The organism is Pseudomonas sp. E6002 (assembly GCF_013385565.1).
GTDB lineage: Bacteria > Pseudomonadota > Gammaproteobacteria > Pseudomonadales > Pseudomonadaceae > Aquipseudomonas.
Window position 1 is genome coordinate 37,704 of the sequence record NZ_JACAPT010000012.1, and the last position, 14,544, is coordinate 52,247.

Annotated in this window: 11 protein-coding genes; 5 read left to right on the forward strand and 6 right to left on the reverse strand. The window is 61.3% G+C overall.

The features are described from left to right. Positions 1 to 124: 124 nt before the first annotated feature. Positions 125 to 397: an HU family DNA-binding protein gene (locus tag HX815_RS12720; RefSeq protein WP_003174819.1), complete on the forward strand. Its 273-nt coding sequence runs from the start codon at positions 125 to 127 to the stop codon at positions 395 to 397. 230 nt (positions 398 to 627) lie between these two features. Beyond that, positions 628 to 2,502: a SurA N-terminal domain-containing protein gene (locus HX815_RS12725; protein ID WP_003207860.1), complete on the forward strand. Its 1,875-nt coding sequence runs from the start codon at positions 628 to 630 to the stop codon at positions 2,500 to 2,502. A gap of 89 nt (positions 2,503 to 2,591) precedes the next feature. Here HX815_RS12725 and nhaA read toward each other — a convergent pair whose 3' ends face one another. After that, positions 2,592 to 3,926, reverse strand: coding sequence for a Na+/H+ antiporter NhaA (gene nhaA, locus HX815_RS12730; protein ID WP_177028349.1), 1,335 nt, complete (start codon positions 3,924 to 3,926; stop codon positions 2,592 to 2,594). A 115-nt stretch (positions 3,927 to 4,041) separates the two neighbouring features. Then, positions 4,042 to 5,220 (reverse strand): MFS transporter, encoded by a 1,179-nt coding sequence (locus HX815_RS12735; protein WP_008431952.1) that lies wholly within the window; start codon positions 5,218 to 5,220, stop codon positions 4,042 to 4,044. A 127-nt stretch (positions 5,221 to 5,347) separates the two neighbouring features. Between HX815_RS12735 and HX815_RS12740 the strand changes: the two genes are divergently transcribed. Together HX815_RS12740 and HX815_RS12745 are read left to right on the forward strand one after the other, a co-directional pair. Then, positions 5,348 to 6,247 (forward strand): LysR family transcriptional regulator, encoded by a 900-nt coding sequence (locus tag HX815_RS12740; protein ID WP_177028350.1) that lies wholly within the window; start codon positions 5,348 to 5,350, stop codon positions 6,245 to 6,247. An 89-nt stretch (positions 6,248 to 6,336) separates the two neighbouring features. After that, positions 6,337 to 7,176 (forward strand): DUF2242 domain-containing protein, encoded by an 840-nt coding sequence (locus tag HX815_RS12745; protein ID WP_177028351.1) that lies wholly within the window; start codon positions 6,337 to 6,339, stop codon positions 7,174 to 7,176. On the opposite strand, the gene aceE is transcribed toward HX815_RS12745, so the two are convergent. Then, entirely contained in the window at positions 7,177 to 9,846 is a 2,670-nt protein-coding gene (gene aceE / locus HX815_RS12750; RefSeq protein ID WP_003207866.1) for a pyruvate dehydrogenase (acetyl-transferring), homodimeric type, read from the reverse strand. Positions 9,847 to 9,991: 145 nt separating this feature from the next. On the opposite strand from aceE, the gene HX815_RS12755 reads away from it, so the two are divergent. Next, the gene (locus tag HX815_RS12755; RefSeq protein ID WP_003207868.1) at positions 9,992 to 10,462 is read left to right on the forward strand and encodes a MarR family winged helix-turn-helix transcriptional regulator; all 471 of its coding nucleotides are present in this window, start codon (positions 9,992 to 9,994) and stop codon (positions 10,460 to 10,462) included. A 144-nt stretch (positions 10,463 to 10,606) separates the two neighbouring features. Here HX815_RS12755 and HX815_RS12760 read toward each other — a convergent pair whose 3' ends face one another. The 3 genes from HX815_RS12760 to HX815_RS12770 form a co-directional block, all read right to left on the reverse strand. Further along, positions 10,607 to 11,626, reverse strand: a complete 1,020-nt coding sequence (locus tag HX815_RS12760; RefSeq protein ID WP_177028352.1) for a pyruvate dehydrogenase — start codon at positions 11,624 to 11,626, stop codon at positions 10,607 to 10,609. Positions 11,627 to 11,926: 300 nt separating this feature from the next. Then, entirely contained in the window at positions 11,927 to 12,961 is a 1,035-nt protein-coding gene (locus HX815_RS12765) for an AraC family transcriptional regulator (protein ID WP_177028353.1), read from the reverse strand. A 4-nt stretch (positions 12,962 to 12,965) separates the two neighbouring features. Further along, the gene (locus HX815_RS12770; protein ID WP_003207875.1) at positions 12,966 to 14,096 is read right to left on the reverse strand and encodes a carbon-nitrogen hydrolase family protein; all 1,131 of its coding nucleotides are present in this window, start codon (positions 14,094 to 14,096) and stop codon (positions 12,966 to 12,968) included. Positions 14,097 to 14,544: the final 448 nt, after the last annotated feature.

The following is a 14,544-nucleotide window of genomic DNA, read 5'->3' on the forward strand; positions in this document are numbered from 1 at the left end:
CTTGACAGCTTTTTAGAGCCCTTGTTATAAAGCGGCTCTTAAGTGTCTGTAGGCCATTCAGCACTGGTTTTTGCTTTCACCAAAAAACTTAGAATCATACTCAATAGATATAAGGGGACTTAGAGTGAACAAGTCGGAACTGATTGATGCTATCGCTGCATCTGCTGATATCCCGAAAGCCGCTGCTGGCCGTGCGCTGGACGCAGTAATCGAATCCGTCACTGGCGCTCTCAAGGCCGGCGACTCTGTGGTACTGGTTGGTTTCGGTACTTTCTCTGTGACCGATCGTCCAGCTCGCACTGGCCGTAACCCACAGACTGGCAAGGCTCTGCAAATCGCCGCTGCCAAAAAACCAGGTTTCAAAGCCGGTAAAGCCCTGAAAGAAGCCGTTAACTAAGCTTCGCTCAAGCCTTACCCATCCGGGTCGGACGCAGGTCTGACCTGGCAGCGGAGCGGCAGCTGACCCGAGTATCCATCGGGTCGCCACGCCGGGGGTGTGGGTTCAAACCCCCGTCCGCTCCGCCAGTTACGAGAAGGCGCATCCTCGGATGCGCCTTTCTTCTATCCGGACTCTACCCACGCTCCACGGTTGCCTAATTTTGAAGTTCAACCGTTTCTGGGGGACGCATGCTGCAGAATATCAGGGACAATTCACAAGGCTGGATTGCCAAGACCATTATCGGGATCATCGTCGCATTGATGGCGTTCACCGGTATCGAGGCTATTTTTCAGGCTTCGACCAACAACAAGCAGGACGTGGCCAAGGTCAACGGTGAAGAAATCACCCAAAGCGAACTGGGCCAGGCCGTCGACATGCAACGTCGCCAGCTGATGCAACAGCTGGGCAAGGACTTCGATGCTTCCTTGCTGGACGAAAAGCTGCTGCGCGACGCCGCCCTCAAGGGCCTGATCGATCGCAAGCTGCTGCTGCAAGGCGCGGCCGATTCGAAATTCGCTTTCTCCGAAGCTGCGCTGGATCAAGTGATCCTGCAGACGCCGGAATTCCAGGTGGATGGCCAGTTCAACGCTGAGCGTTTCGACCAGGTGATCCGTCAGCTGGGCTACAGCCGTATGCAATTCCGTCAGATGCTGAGCCAGGAAATGCTGATCGGCCAGGTTCGTGCAGGCATTGCCGGCAGCGGTTTTGTGACTGATGCCGAAGTGCTCGCGTTCGCCCGTCTGGAAAAACAGACCCGCGATTTTGCCACCGTCAGCGTCAAGGCCGACCCTGCAGCAGTGAAGATCACTGACGACGAGGTCAAGGCTTACTACGACCAGCACGCCAAGGAGTTCATGACCCCGGACCAGGTGGTCATCGACTATCTGGAGCTGAAGAAGGCTTCCTTCTTCGACCAGGTCGCGGTCAAGGACGATGAGCTGCAAGCCCTCTATCAGAAAGAAACCGCCAACCTCGCTGAACAGCGTCGCGCGGCGCACATCCTGATTGAAGTCAACGACAAGACCACCGACGAGCAGGCCAAGGCCAAGATCGAAGAGATCCAGGCACGCCTGGCCAAGGGCGAGAAATTCGAAGCCCTGGCCAAGGAGTTCTCCCAGGATCCGGGTTCTGCGAACAACGGCGGTGACCTCGGTTTCGCTGGCCCTGGCGTCTACGACCCTGCCTTCGAAACAGCGCTGTATGCACTGAACAAGGACCAGGTCTCGGCACCGGTGCGTTCGAGCTTCGGCTGGCACCTGATCAAGCTGTTGGGTGTTGAAGCACCAGAAGTGCCATCGTTCGCCAGCCTGAAAGACAAGCTGACCCGCGAGCTCAAGACCCAGCAGGTTGAACAGCGTTTCGTCGACGCGACCAAGCAACTGGAAGACGCTGCATTCGAAGCTTCCGACCTGGCCCAGCCGGCGTCGGACCTGAAGCTGACCGTGCACACCTCCGCGCCGTTTGGCCGTGAAGGTGGCGAAGGCATCGCTGCCAACCGTGCCGTGGTGACCGCTGCATTCAGCCCTGAAGTACTGGATGAGGGTGCCAACAGCACCGCCATCGAGCTGGACCCGGAAACCATCGTGGTACTGCGTGCCAAAGAGCACCTGAAGCCTACCCAGCTGCCGCTGGAAAGCGTTGCCACTGCCATCCGTGCCCAGTTGACCAAGGAGCGCGCGAGCGCTGCGGCGAAGACTCACGCGGACGAGCTGATTGCCAACCTGCGTGATGGCAAGACCCCGCTGAACCAGCCGGTGGATGGCCAGGCCTGGAAAGTCACCGAAGCGGCCACCCGTGGCCAGGAAGGCGTCGAGCCAGCCGTGCTGCAAGCCCTGTTCCGCATGCCAAAGCCTGCGGCCAAGGACAAGCCGACCTTCACCAGCGTGACCCTGCCAGACGGTAGCCTGGTGATCGTGCGCTTGAACGCGGTCAATGAAGCCGCTGCACCGACCGATGACGAGAAGGCTCAGTACCGCCGCTTCCTCGCGTCCCGTGTCGGCCAGCAAGACTTCGCCGCCTATCGCAAGCAGTTGGAAACCAAGGCTGAGATCAAGAAGTTCTGATCTCGTAACAGCCTGAATAAAAAGACCCCGGCCTGAAGAGGCCGGGGTCTTTTTTTATCCACTAATCAGCTGACTCAACCAGTCTTGATTCAACGCGCAAACTTGAGCTTGCCCCAACTCAGGCCAATCACAGCCGCCAGGGTCGAAGCGCTCAGCACACTCAGCTTGGCAGCCGACAGCAGCGTCGGATCGGAGAAGGCCAGCGACGAGATGAAAATCGACATGGTGAAACCAATTCCCGCCAGCAGGCCCACCAGGGCGACGCCGTTCCAGGTCACGCCCTCCGGCAGTTGGCAGATGTTCAGTTTGACCAGCACCACGCTCGCCAGCATCACACCGAGCGGCTTGCCGAGCACCAGGGCCAGGATGACCCCCATGAACACACCGTGGGGCAGCGGGTCGTTCAGGTTGAACCCTTGCAGGCTCACCCCCGCGTTGGCCAGGGCAAACAGTGGCATGACGCCGAAGGCCACCCAGGGGTGCAAGCCCGCTTGAATACGTTGCACCGGCGGCAGCATTTCCCGCTGGGCCTGTCTCAATTGCTTCAACGGTTTGGCGACTTGATGGGCACTTTCAGCCGATTGTGAAAGCCGCTCCATCAGCTCGTTGAACGTGCGCCCGATGGTGTCCAGAGGGCGTTCCCGAGTCGGTCTGGAAGTCACGGGCGTTATCAGGCCAAGCATTACGCCCGCGAGCGTCGGATGGACGCCGGTCTTGAGCAGGCCAAACCAGACAATCGCCCCTGGCAACAGGTACACCACCGCCTTGCCAATTCCCATCCGCTGAAAAACCAGCACCAGCGCCAGCCCGCAGGCCGCGATCACCAGGCCCATGTAGTCCAGGCTGGCGGTATAGAAAATCGCGATGATCAGGATGGCGACGATGTCATCAATGATCGCCAGCGCCAGCAGCAGGATGCGCACGCCGGCGGGGATGGATTTACCCAACAGCGCCAGCACACCCACGGCAAATGCAATGTCGGTGGCAGTGGGCACTGCCCAGCCACTGGCCGCTACGGTGCCATGGTTGAGCAGGGTGTAAATCAGCGCCGGCATCAGCACGCCACCCAGTGCCGCGCCGAGGGGCAGGGTGGCCAGTTTCAGGTTGGCGAGTGCGCCGTCCCTGATCTCCTGGCGAATCTCGGCGCCCACCACCAGGAAGAAGATGGTCATCAGCCCATCGTTCACCAGGAAGTGCAACGAGCGCGAGACCGTGAAGTCTCCCAGTCCGATAGTGAGTGGGGTGTTCCAGAAGTGTTCGTAGGAATCTGCGACGGGGCTGTTGGCCCAGACCAGCGCGACGATCGCTGCCAGCAGCAACACGATACCGCTGACTGCTTCGATCCTTGAAAACCGCTCCAATGCGGACAGGGCGCCTTCGACCAGAACCTGGGGGCGCGGAATAGCAGGGTGTTTATCAGGCACGACAAGTCTCCATTGGCGGCCCGACCAATGCTTATCCTTTAACCTGCGCTGTGCCGTATGCAGCAGCGCACCCGGTGCGATCATAAGAGTTAAGAAACATCACGTCACGTTTCGTTTAAACATCGGTTAAACGCAGCGTCGCGATCAGCGCCAGTACGACCAACGCGGCGACCGCCCATGGAAACGATGTCACTCCCCACCCTTGCAACAACATGCCGCCGAGTAGTCCGCCACCGGCGATGCCCAGGTTCCACACCGTCACCAGCATCGACTGTGCGGCATCGGCTGAATCCCCGGCCGACTTGGCCAGCGCCGTTTGCAGCAATGCCGGCAAACCGCCAAACGCCAGCCCCCATAAGGCCACCGTGGTGTAGATCACCGTCGCCGAGGTGATCCAGAACGCCAGCGCCAGGGCCGACAGCGCGAACATTGCGCAGCTGATCACCAATAACGCGCGCAGCCGCTGATCAATCAGCGCGCCGACGATCCAGATACCCAGCAGCGCCGCCAGGCCAAACACCAGCAGCACCTGGTCGATGTCCGCTGCAATCCCGGCAGGTACCAGGAACGGCGCGATATAGGTGTAGAGAATGTTATGAGCCAGCACGTAGGTGAAAGTCACAAACAGCACCGGACGAATCCCTGGCAGTGCCAGCACCTGGCGCAGTCCCAGGCGTTTTTCCGCCTGTTGCCCGGCAAAGTCCGGGACCTGCCAGCGCACCCAGGCCAGCAGCACAACCGTCAGGCCGGACATGATCGCGAAGCTCAGGCGCCAGCCCACCGTGGTGCCCAGGAAAGTCCCCGCCGGTACACCCAGTGACAGCGCCAATGGCGCGCCGAGCATGGCCACGGCAATGGCCCTGCCTTGCAGGTGCGGCGCAACCATGCGGCTGGCATAACCGGCCAGCAGCGCCCAGAGCAATCCCGCGAACACCCCGGCGAAGAACCTGGCCACCAGGGTCAGCAGGTAATCGCTGGAAAACGCCGTCACACTGTTGACCAAGGCAAACCCGCCGATGGCAATCATCAGCAATGGCCGCCGGCGCCAGCCCCGGGTGGCGATGGTCAGGGGAATCGCGGCCAACAGCGAGCCCAGGGCGTACAGGGTCACCAACTGGCCCACCAACGCTTCGGACACCCCGAGGCCGGCGCCCATTTGCGGGAGCAAGCCTGCCGGCATGGCTTCGGTGAGGATGGTGATGAAGCCGGCGGTAGCCAATGCCAACAGGCCGCCCAGAGGCAGTCGTTCACGGCTCACCGTGGGGGTCGTGGAAGATAGGGCGCTGTCGCTCATGTTTTTTGGCTCCGGTTTTCAGACGAAAGGGCAGGGAGCCAGAGTAGGGTGCTGCACGGTGGAGAAAAACAGGCTAAGGTTCCGAACTTATCGGACGCCAATGTCCGCAATCCTCGGGAGCGAGACGATGGACAGCCTGGGCAGTATTTCAGTGTTTGTGCAGGTGGCCGAAACCCGCAGCTTTACCGAGGCCGGGCGCATGCTGGGGGTGTCGTCCTCGGCGATTGGCAAAAGCATCGCGCGCATCGAAGAGCGCCTGGGGGTGCGGCTGTTCCATCGCAGCACCCGCAGTATCACGTTGACCAGCGAGGGCGCGCTGTTTCTCGAACGCTCCCGGCGCATCCTGGCGGAAGTCGAAGCCGCAGAACAGGAACTTAGCCAGGCATCCGCCACCCCCAGAGGCAAGTTGCGCGTCAGCCTGCCGCAAGTGCGCGGCTTGTTGATGCCGGTACTGACGGATTTCATGCGCGCCTATCCCGAGATCGAGCTGGACGTGGACTTCTCCGACCGCATGGTGGATGTGATCGAGGAGGGTTTCGACGCGGTGATCCGCACCGGCAAACCCGAGGACTCACGCTTGATGGCGCGCCACCTCGGGTATTACCGCCTGGTGCTGGTGGCGTCCCCGGAGTACCTGCGCCTGCACGGTACGCCGCGCCAGCCCCGGGATTTGAGCGACCACGCCTGCCTGCGCCACAAATTCTGCGCCACCGGCAAACTGGAAACCTGGCCACTGCGCCCGGAGCCGGGCCTGCCGGAGCCGACCCTGCGTGCGCCGCTGGTCTCCACCACCATCGAATCACTGATGCACGTGGCCCATGAAGGCCTGGGGATTGCCTGCCTGCCAGACTTCATGGTCCGCGAATCGGTGGCGCAGGGCCGGCTGCAACGGGTGCTGGACTATTACCTGGAGCACAGCGGCAGCTTCTGGATGCTCTGGCCATCAAGTCGCCATGCCTCGGCGAAATTGCGCGTGTTTATCGACCATATGGGCGAGCGGCTTTTTCCTGCGGACACCGTCCCGTAAGGCTGTGACGTTTTACCGACAGGAATTCGCGCGCCGAGGCCACGTTCTGTTGCACAATACCGCCCTGACTGTTTTCCTCAGGATTTTCGATGTCGACATCATTTCACTTGCGTAGCCTCGGGTTGGCGCTGGTGCTGGCGGGCGCTGCGGGCTGCTCGTCACCCAAGACCGCTATTTATGAACATGAGAACTTCGACGACTCCGGCACGTTTTCCCGTGATTACCCGGTCAGTGACACGGCGGCCTGCGAAGCGGCGCGGCGTGCGCTGTTGAGCCAGGGTTACATCATCACCAGCAGCGATCCAAAGCTGGTGGCGGGTAACAAGAGCTTCCAGCAGACCGGCGAAACTCACCTGCAGATCAGCTTCAACGTGGTGTGTGCCGACGATGGCAGCGGCAATCATCACTCGACGATGTTCGCCAACGCCTTGCAGGATCGCTACGCCTTGAAGAAGGTCAACAACTCCGCCAGCCTCGGTGTGGGTGTGTTGGGTTCGGTGTCGATGCCGATTGGCTCCACCGACGACTCCATGGTCAAGGTGGCCAGCGAGACGGTGTCTGCGCCGAAGTTTTATGAGCGTTATTTCGCCCTGGTGGACGTTTTCCTGCCCCAGGAAGTGAAAAAGGCAGCGCATATTCCAGAGAAACCCAAGGCTGACCTGGGCATCCCGGAACCTAAGGCAGCTCCGGCGGCCGATAAGGCCGATAAGGTTGAAGCGCCGAAAGAAGTGCCAAAAGAAGCGCCGGCCACACCGGCAGCCCCAGTGACACCGGCGGTGGTGCCAGCGGCATCGGAGCCGGTAGTACCACCGGCGGAACCTGCGCCGATTGCACCAAAGGAAGCCCCGGGACCTGCGCCAGAGGCCACCACTCCTGCGCTGCCGGCGCCGACCGAAGCGATTCCGCCTCTGCCGACGCCTGCACAGTAACTACACCGCTACGGGGTTGGCCTTGTCGACGTTGATCCCGTAGCGGCTGATCGCCTCCGCCACCCTGGCGCGGCTGATCAGGCCGTCATCCGCCAGCGCCTTCAAGGCCGCCAGGGCAATGAAATACCGGTCCACCTCGAAGAACTCGCGCAAGGTTTCGCGGGTATCCGATTGCCCGAAGCCATCGGTGCCCAGCGCCACAAAGCGCCGGCCCGGTACAAACGGGCGAATCTGATCGGCAAAGATTTTCATGTAGTCGGTGGCGACCACCACGGGCCCAGGCTGGCCCTCAAGGCACTGCTCGACATAGCTGGTACGCGGTTCGCTTTCAGGATGCAGCAGGTTCCAGCGCTCCACGGCATGACCTTCCCGGCGCAGCTCGGTCAGGCTGGTGACACTCCACACATCGCTGGCCACGGCAAAATCATCGCGCAGCAGGTCCGCGGCGGCGATGACTTCCCGCAGGATCGAACCGCTGCCCATCAGCTGTACCCGTGGTTGCGTGGTGTCTTCAGCCGCCTTCAACCGATACATGCCCTTGAGAATCCCGTCCTCGACGCCTTCGGGCATCGCCGGGTGCGGGTAGTTTTCGTTGAGCAGGGTGATGTAGTAGTAGATGTCCTCTTGCTCGACGTACATCCGGCGCATGCCTTCGCGAATGATCACCGCCAGCTCGAAGGCAAACGTCGGGTCGTAGGAAATGCAGCACGGGATCACCGACGACAGCACATGGCTGTGGCCATCGTCATGCTGCAGGCCTTCGCCCATCAGCGTGGTGCGCCCGGCCGTCGCCCCCAGCAGAAAGCCCCGCGCCCGTGCATCACCTGCGGCCCAGGCCAGGTCGCCGACCCGCTGGAAGCCGAACATCGAATAGAAAATGTAGAACGGTACGGTCATCAAGCCGTGGTTGGCGTAGGACGTACTTGCTGCGATCCACGAGGAAATGGCGCCGGATTCATTCAGGCCTTCCTGCATGATCTGTCCGTCCTTGCTCTCCTTGTAGTAGGAAAGCTGGCCCGCATCCTGTGGGGTGTAGAGCTGGCCGACAGCGGAGTGAATGCCTATCTGGCGGAACAGGCTTTCCATGCCAAAGGTGCGGGACTCGTCCGGCACGATGGGCACGATCAGTTTGCCCAGGTTCGGGTCCTTGAGCAGGGTGCCGAGGATGCGCACAAAGGCCATGGTGGTGGAGATCGCGCGTTCGCCGGTGTCCTTGAGCTGGGTGGCGAAGGCATCCAGTTCCGGGATCTTCAGCGACTCGACCGCGCTATGGCGAGCCGGCACGTAGCCACCCAGTGACTGGCGGCGGGCGGCGAAATAGCGGGCCTCTTCGCTGTCGGCGGCCGGTTTGAGATACGGGATTTCAGCCAGTTGGTCGTCGGCCACTTCCAGCCCGAAGCGATCGCGGAAGGCTTTGACGGCTTCAGCGCCCATCTTTTTCAGCTGGTGGTTGATGTTCTGGCCTTCGCCGGCCTCGCCCATGCCGAAGCCCTTGACGGTTTTCGCCAGGATCACCGTCGGCTGGCCGCTGTGACGCACGGCGGCGGCATAGGCGTTGTAGACCTTGTCCGGGTCATGGCCGCCCCGTGAGAGTTTCCAGATGTCGTCGTCGGACATGTCTGCCACCAGCGCCAGCAACTCCGGGTATTTGCCGAAGAAGTGTTCCCGCACGTAGGCGCCGTTTTGCGATTTGTAGTTCTGATAGTCGCCGTCCACGCATTCCATCATGCGCTGGCGCAGCAAGCCGCTTTTATCCTTTTCCAGCAGCGCATCCCAGCCGCCGCCCCAGATTACCTTGATCACGTTCCAGCCGGCGGCGCGGTACAGGCTTTCGAATTCCTGGATCACCTTGGCATTGCCGCGCACCGGCCCATCCAGGCGTTGCAGGTTGCAGTTGACCACGAAGATCAGGTTGTCGAGCTTCTCGCGCCCGGCCAGGGAAATGGCTGCCAGGGATTCCGGCTGATCCATCTCGCCATCACCGAGGAACGCCCACACCTTGCGGCCCTGGTGCTGCTTGAGGTCGCGGAACTCCAGGTAGCGCATGAAGCGCGCCTGATACGCGGCGGTAATCGGTCCGAGCCCCATGGAAACCGTAGGAAATTGCCAGAAGTCTGGCATGAGGCGAGGGTGCGGATAGGATGACAAACCGTCGCCACCGGCTTCCCGGCGGAAGTTGTCCAGCTGGGCTTCGCTGATCCGGCCTTCGAGGTACGCCCGCCCGTAAATGCCCGGCGCGGAGTGGCCCTGGATGTACACCAGGTCGCCATCGAAGCTTTCAGTTCGGCCACGGAAGAAATGGTCGAAGCCTACGTCATACAGCACCGCAGCCGACGCATAGGTTGCGATATGCCCGCCCACGCCGGAATGTTTGCCCGCGCGCAGCACCATGGCCATGGCGTTCCAGCGAATAAACGCATTCAGCCGGCGCTCGGTGGCCAGGTTGCCGGGGTAGGGCAACTGGCGGTCTACCGGGATGGTGTTGACGTACGGGGTGGTCACCCGCCCGTAGAAGTCGCCATGCCGCGCCACGTCGAAATCCAGCAACTGATCAATCAGGTAATGCGCGCGCGGGCGGCCTTCGGTGGACAGCACCGATTCGATGGACTCCAGCCATTCGCGGGTTTCCTGTGGATCGTCGTCGAGGCGTACTGCAGTGTTCGGGGTCATGTCAGGCTCCAGGGTGGACGGGTTTCAGCGTGTGGGCTCCTTGTGGGAGCTTTGCGAATATAGTTGCAATTGCAACTACATGGCTGAATCTAGCGCGGGATGAGCTACTATTGCAACCTTCTTGAAATTCCCCGGATGGTGTTGCATGTCGTCGAAAGAGCCTGATGTCTGGTTCCGTTTTGTTCGGGCCCACAGGACGGTCATCCGTGAAATCGAACGGCGCCTGGCCGATGCCGGTCTGCCGCCGTATGCCTGGTACGACGCTTTGTGGGGCCTGGAAAGTGGCCCCGATGGCACCCGGCGCATGCACGAATTGGCCGATGTGCTGGCCATCGAACGCTACAACCTGACGCGCCTGGTCGACCGCCTGGAAAAGGACGGCCTGGTGGTGCGTTCGCGCTCCGACGGTGACGGGCGTGCTGCCTTTGTCTCGATCACCGACGCGGGCCGGGTATTGCGTAAAAAGATGTGGAAAATCTACGAAAGCAGCGTGGATGAATTGTTTTTGTCGCAGCTCGACAGCGAGCAACGCCGGGTTTTTGCCGAGGCATTGGAACGTACCGCGGGGCTGGCGATGGAGGCGGGCGTGCAGACCCGCGGGCGACGTAAGACCTGAAGCAAAGACTCCAGGCGACGCGGATTCCGTGTGGGAGCGGGCTTGCTCGCGAAAGCGGTGTGTCAGCAACAGTAATATCAACAGGTACACCGTCTTCGCGAGCAAGCCCGCTCCCACATTTGATCTGCGATGGATTGCAGATCGTCATTTCAGGTGATATCGATTCAGGGCGGTCTCCACCTGTTCTGCTTCGATCCAGCCGTCATCCGCCAACGCCTTCAATGCCAGCACCGCTACCCAATATCGACTGGGTGCAGACGTTTCCACGGAGCCCGCACCCAACGCCACAAACCGCGCATCCACATGCCCCGCCAATTGATCGACGATCGGCTGCGGATACCCGGTGACCGCGACCACCGGCGCGCCATCCCCAGCCAGGCAATCCCTTAGATGACAACTGCGCTTCGGTTCCAACGGGTGCAGGCGGTTCCAGCGTTGCGCTGCATTCGCTTCGCGGGCCAGCCGTGTATAGCTGGGGCAACTCCACAGTTGCGCCTCGACGTTCCAATCCGTCTCGAGCAACTGCGCGGCGTGCACGACTTCTTCAAACGCTCGACCCGCACCCAGCAACCGCACCCTCAATTCACTCGTGTATGAGCGCCGGACCCGGTACATGCCCCTGAGCGCATGGTCACTATCCTGCGGGCTCAGCCCTGGCCCTTCGTGTTGATCGTGCAGTGCCAGGTAGTAGAACCCCGGCTCGCCGTCGACATACAGCGCCTGCAAACCCGCCAGCACAATCGCCCGGGCTTCCTCGCCGGAGGCCGGGTCATAAGGTGTGCAGTGAGGATTGCTGGCCAGCCATAAGGGCAGTGAAGGGGAGGGCTGGGTTGCATTGTCGTTGCACAGGATGCCCCGCTGACGGGTCTCGCCGGACAGCGCGCGCAACTGCGCCGATGACGCGGCCGTGTGCAGGTACAGCATGGGTTTTTCCCCGGTATTGCGCGCGAACCAGGTGGGCCAGCTCACCACTCGGCGTGAGCGCGACTGGCCGCGAATCACCCACGCCTGCCGGCTGGACTCCAGGGTGTTGGCCATGGTCATCACGCTATACAGGGGCGAGCAGCGGGGCTGCTGCGTTGCATTCAGGGCGTCGATGCAGATCAGGGCAGAGCGTTCGGTGCTGGCAGTCATGAGCAGGGTCGCTTGGCAACGGGTGCCCATACCCTAAAGGAATTCGGCTTACGATTGCAATTGCAATGATTGCAGTTGCATCTAAAATTCATCCGGCTAAATCAAGGCAATCCTGCTACGTTTAATCCTGAAGTGCAGGAACGTCATGCCACGGACATTTTTTCGTCATGACGGCACTTTAGGCTGGTTGTGCAGGTCACTAAGCAACCCCTTTTCATAAAACAAGGAGTCAACCATGGACGATTACCAGGAAGAATTGCTCGAGTACCACGCCTTTGAACTGGATCCGCTGGATCCGGCCGATGATGCCACCGAGCTGTAAGACAGACGTCAGGCGGAATGCCGCTGACTGCGGCGAAATTCCCCTGGGGTCTGGCTGTTCCAGCGCTTGAACGCCCGTTGAAAGGCTTCCGCTGAAGCAAAACCGAGCAAATAGGCAATTTCACCGAACGCCAGTTCGGTATCGCGAATGTAGGTCATGGCCAGGTCGCGGCGAGTGTCGTTGAGAATCGCCCGGAACTGAGTCCCTTCTTCCGCCAGCTTGCGCCGCAAGGTCCAGGTCGGCAGTTTCAAGCGTGACGCCACTTCTTCCAGGTCGGGTTCCCGGCCACCATTGAGCATCGGCCCGAGCAAGCGGGTAATGCGCTCGCGCAGGCTGCGGGTGCGCGTCAACTGCTCCAGTTCCCGTTCACACAATTGCACCAGTAATTGCCAGGTACTCGTGCAATGTTCCGGGTTGCGCATGGCCAGGGTTTTCTGGCTCAGGCGCAGTTGGTTGTGCTCGGCGCCAAACTGGATCGGGCAGTCCCCCAGCACGCTGTAGCGCTCGCTGTAGTCCGGTGCTTCGAATTCGATTTCGATGCGTTGCGCCTGCACCGGTTGCAGGCTCAGGCTCGACAACTGATGCAGCCACCCGGCGATGATCGAATCCACCACAAAGCGGTTGTAGGCGTTGTAGGGGCTGATGGAGTAGAAGCGCAACCAGGCGCCATCCGTGTCCTCGTGAAAGCTCGACTGGCCGCGATAGTTGGAGCCGTACAAGGCTTCGAAGCGCGTCAGGGTACGGGCGGCTTCGCGCACGGTGGGCGCCTGGGCGGCGGTGACCCCGGCGAGCCCGGCCTGGCTCAGGCGGCTGAGCTGGCCCATGCGCAGGCCCAGGCTGGCGTCGCCGGTCAACTGGATGGCCGCAAAGCCCAGGCGCATATAGCGCGGGATCGACAAGCGTGCACCCGCCTCGGCCAGGCGTGCCGGGTCGAGGCCGTATTGCAGCAGCAACGGTTGCGGGTCCAGGCCATGGCTGTGGATCGCGTCGGCCAAGGTGTGGACGAAGCCCACCGACAAATCCCCAAGCCGCACCGGCTTCATTGAGTTACAGCCACACGTTCAGCAGGCGCGCGCCACGGGCATTGCCGTCGGCGAACACCTGGCCGTTGCTGCTGAGGAAGCTTTGCCCGGCGCTGCCCATGTCAAAGAACTGCCCGCGCAGGAACACGCTCATGCCGGCGGTGGCCTGGCTGATGGGTTGTTGGCTGATCAGGGTCAGGCGGTGCCAGGCTTCGCCTTCGCTGAGTTCTTCGGGCTTGAGGCTGATCTCGGCTGGCGTCGACACGCTTTTGAAGCCGCGCCACGGCTTGTCCCAGGTCTCGCGGCCAATCACGAAGGCCGGCACCGCCACCAACTGGGCGCCTTGCTCGTTGAGCTTGCGGTAGTTGTCCGGGTACCAGCTGTCGCTGCCGATCAGGATGCCCAGGCGCCCGGCCGGGGTATCGACCACGCTGACGCTGTTTTCATCGCCCGGCTCAATAAAGCCGCGCTCGTCAAAAATCGGATACAGCTGGCGTTGCGGCTGGCCCAGCGGCAAGCCATCGCGGTCGAAGACCACACTGGTGTTGTACAGCGCGCCATGACCGATCTGCAGCTGGCCCTGGCTGACGCTCGGGTTGGGCAGAGCAATGGAGCCGGCCACCAGGGTCACGCCGAATTCCTTGGCCAGGCCACCGAACAGCACTTGATAGTCGCGGGCCATGGCCGGGGCCTTCATGCGCAGGTAGGCGTCGTCGATGCGGTCGTCACCCTTGGCGCTGATCAAGGCCCGCAGGAACAGCAGCGGGTTGCTCGCCGACAACCAGTTCATCGCTTCCTTGAGGTTGGTGGCCTGGTACAGCTCGTTCTTTTCGCCGCTGACCATCAGCCAGGTGCCGATATGTTCCGGCAGTACCACGATGGTCTTGTCGTTGATCAGGCCTTGGTCACGGGCGTTTTGCAGATAGGCCGCCAGCTTGAGGTGCAGGCGTTCCAGGCTCTGGTAGTCGGCGGGGAACAGTTCCGGCTGGATGCCCAGCAGGTTGCCGCGGTCGGCGGGCACGCCCTGGTCGACGGCCAGGTTGATCCGCAGGTCGGACAGGTAATGGCCCACGGGGCGCTCCTGGGTCCAGACCAGATAGGCGGAAACGGCGGCGACCAGGGCCATGATGAGGGTGAAGCCAAGAAGTTTACGCATGGGGCAAATGACAACGGACCGTGTGCTGGGTTTGCATTTTCTCTCAAATTTCTGGGCTGGGTACGAAAAACCGTGGTTTGGCACGAAAATCTCAAAAGCCTTGAGTGCGTGTTTTCGCCGCGGCCCTGATCTTTCCAGGGTCGACAGTAACGGGTTGTGACCACAGGTGCACGCGCGCTGGTCAATGCCGTGGGATGTTACTCGTGCGCGCACCAGCTTCTGGCAGATTGTTACTTTGTGCCTCAATACCGTGCGCAAGTTCCTCGCCAAGGTTGATTCGCGCGATGGGTTCGCGGAGGGCTGGCCGCGCAACTCAGGTGTTTCAGCGCCTTACAGGCCTCTCTGTTCAACGACGCGTCGAGTTGGCAACAACCTTGCATATGCTTGTATGTACAAGTAAAGATGTGTGCGTAAGAGTCCATGAACATCCTCTTCGCACCCATCAATG

Excerpts from the sequence above, each read along its gene's own strand:
- HX815_RS12725 (WP_003207860.1), top strand. The coding sequence starts at position 628 with ATGCTGCAGAATATCAGGGACAATTCACAAGGCTGGATTGCCAAGACC.
- HX815_RS12735 (WP_008431952.1), bottom strand. The coding sequence starts at position 5,220 with ATGAGCGACAGCGCCCTATCTTCCACGACCCCCACGGTGAGCCGTGAA.
- HX815_RS12740 (WP_177028350.1), top strand. The coding sequence starts at position 5,348 with ATGGACAGCCTGGGCAGTATTTCAGTGTTTGTGCAGGTGGCCGAAACC.
- HX815_RS12745 (WP_177028351.1), top strand. The coding sequence starts at position 6,337 with ATGTCGACATCATTTCACTTGCGTAGCCTCGGGTTGGCGCTGGTGCTG.
- aceE (WP_003207866.1), bottom strand. The coding sequence starts at position 9,846 with ATGACCCCGAACACTGCAGTACGCCTCGACGACGATCCACAGGAAACC.
- HX815_RS12755 (WP_003207868.1), top strand. The coding sequence starts at position 9,992 with ATGTCGTCGAAAGAGCCTGATGTCTGGTTCCGTTTTGTTCGGGCCCAC.
- HX815_RS12760 (WP_177028352.1), bottom strand. The coding sequence starts at position 11,626 with ATGGGCACCCGTTGCCAAGCGACCCTGCTCATGACTGCCAGCACCGAA.
- HX815_RS12765 (WP_177028353.1), bottom strand. The coding sequence starts at position 12,961 with ATGAAGCCGGTGCGGCTTGGGGATTTGTCGGTGGGCTTCGTCCACACC.
- HX815_RS12770 (WP_003207875.1), bottom strand. The coding sequence starts at position 14,096 with ATGCGTAAACTTCTTGGCTTCACCCTCATCATGGCCCTGGTCGCCGCC.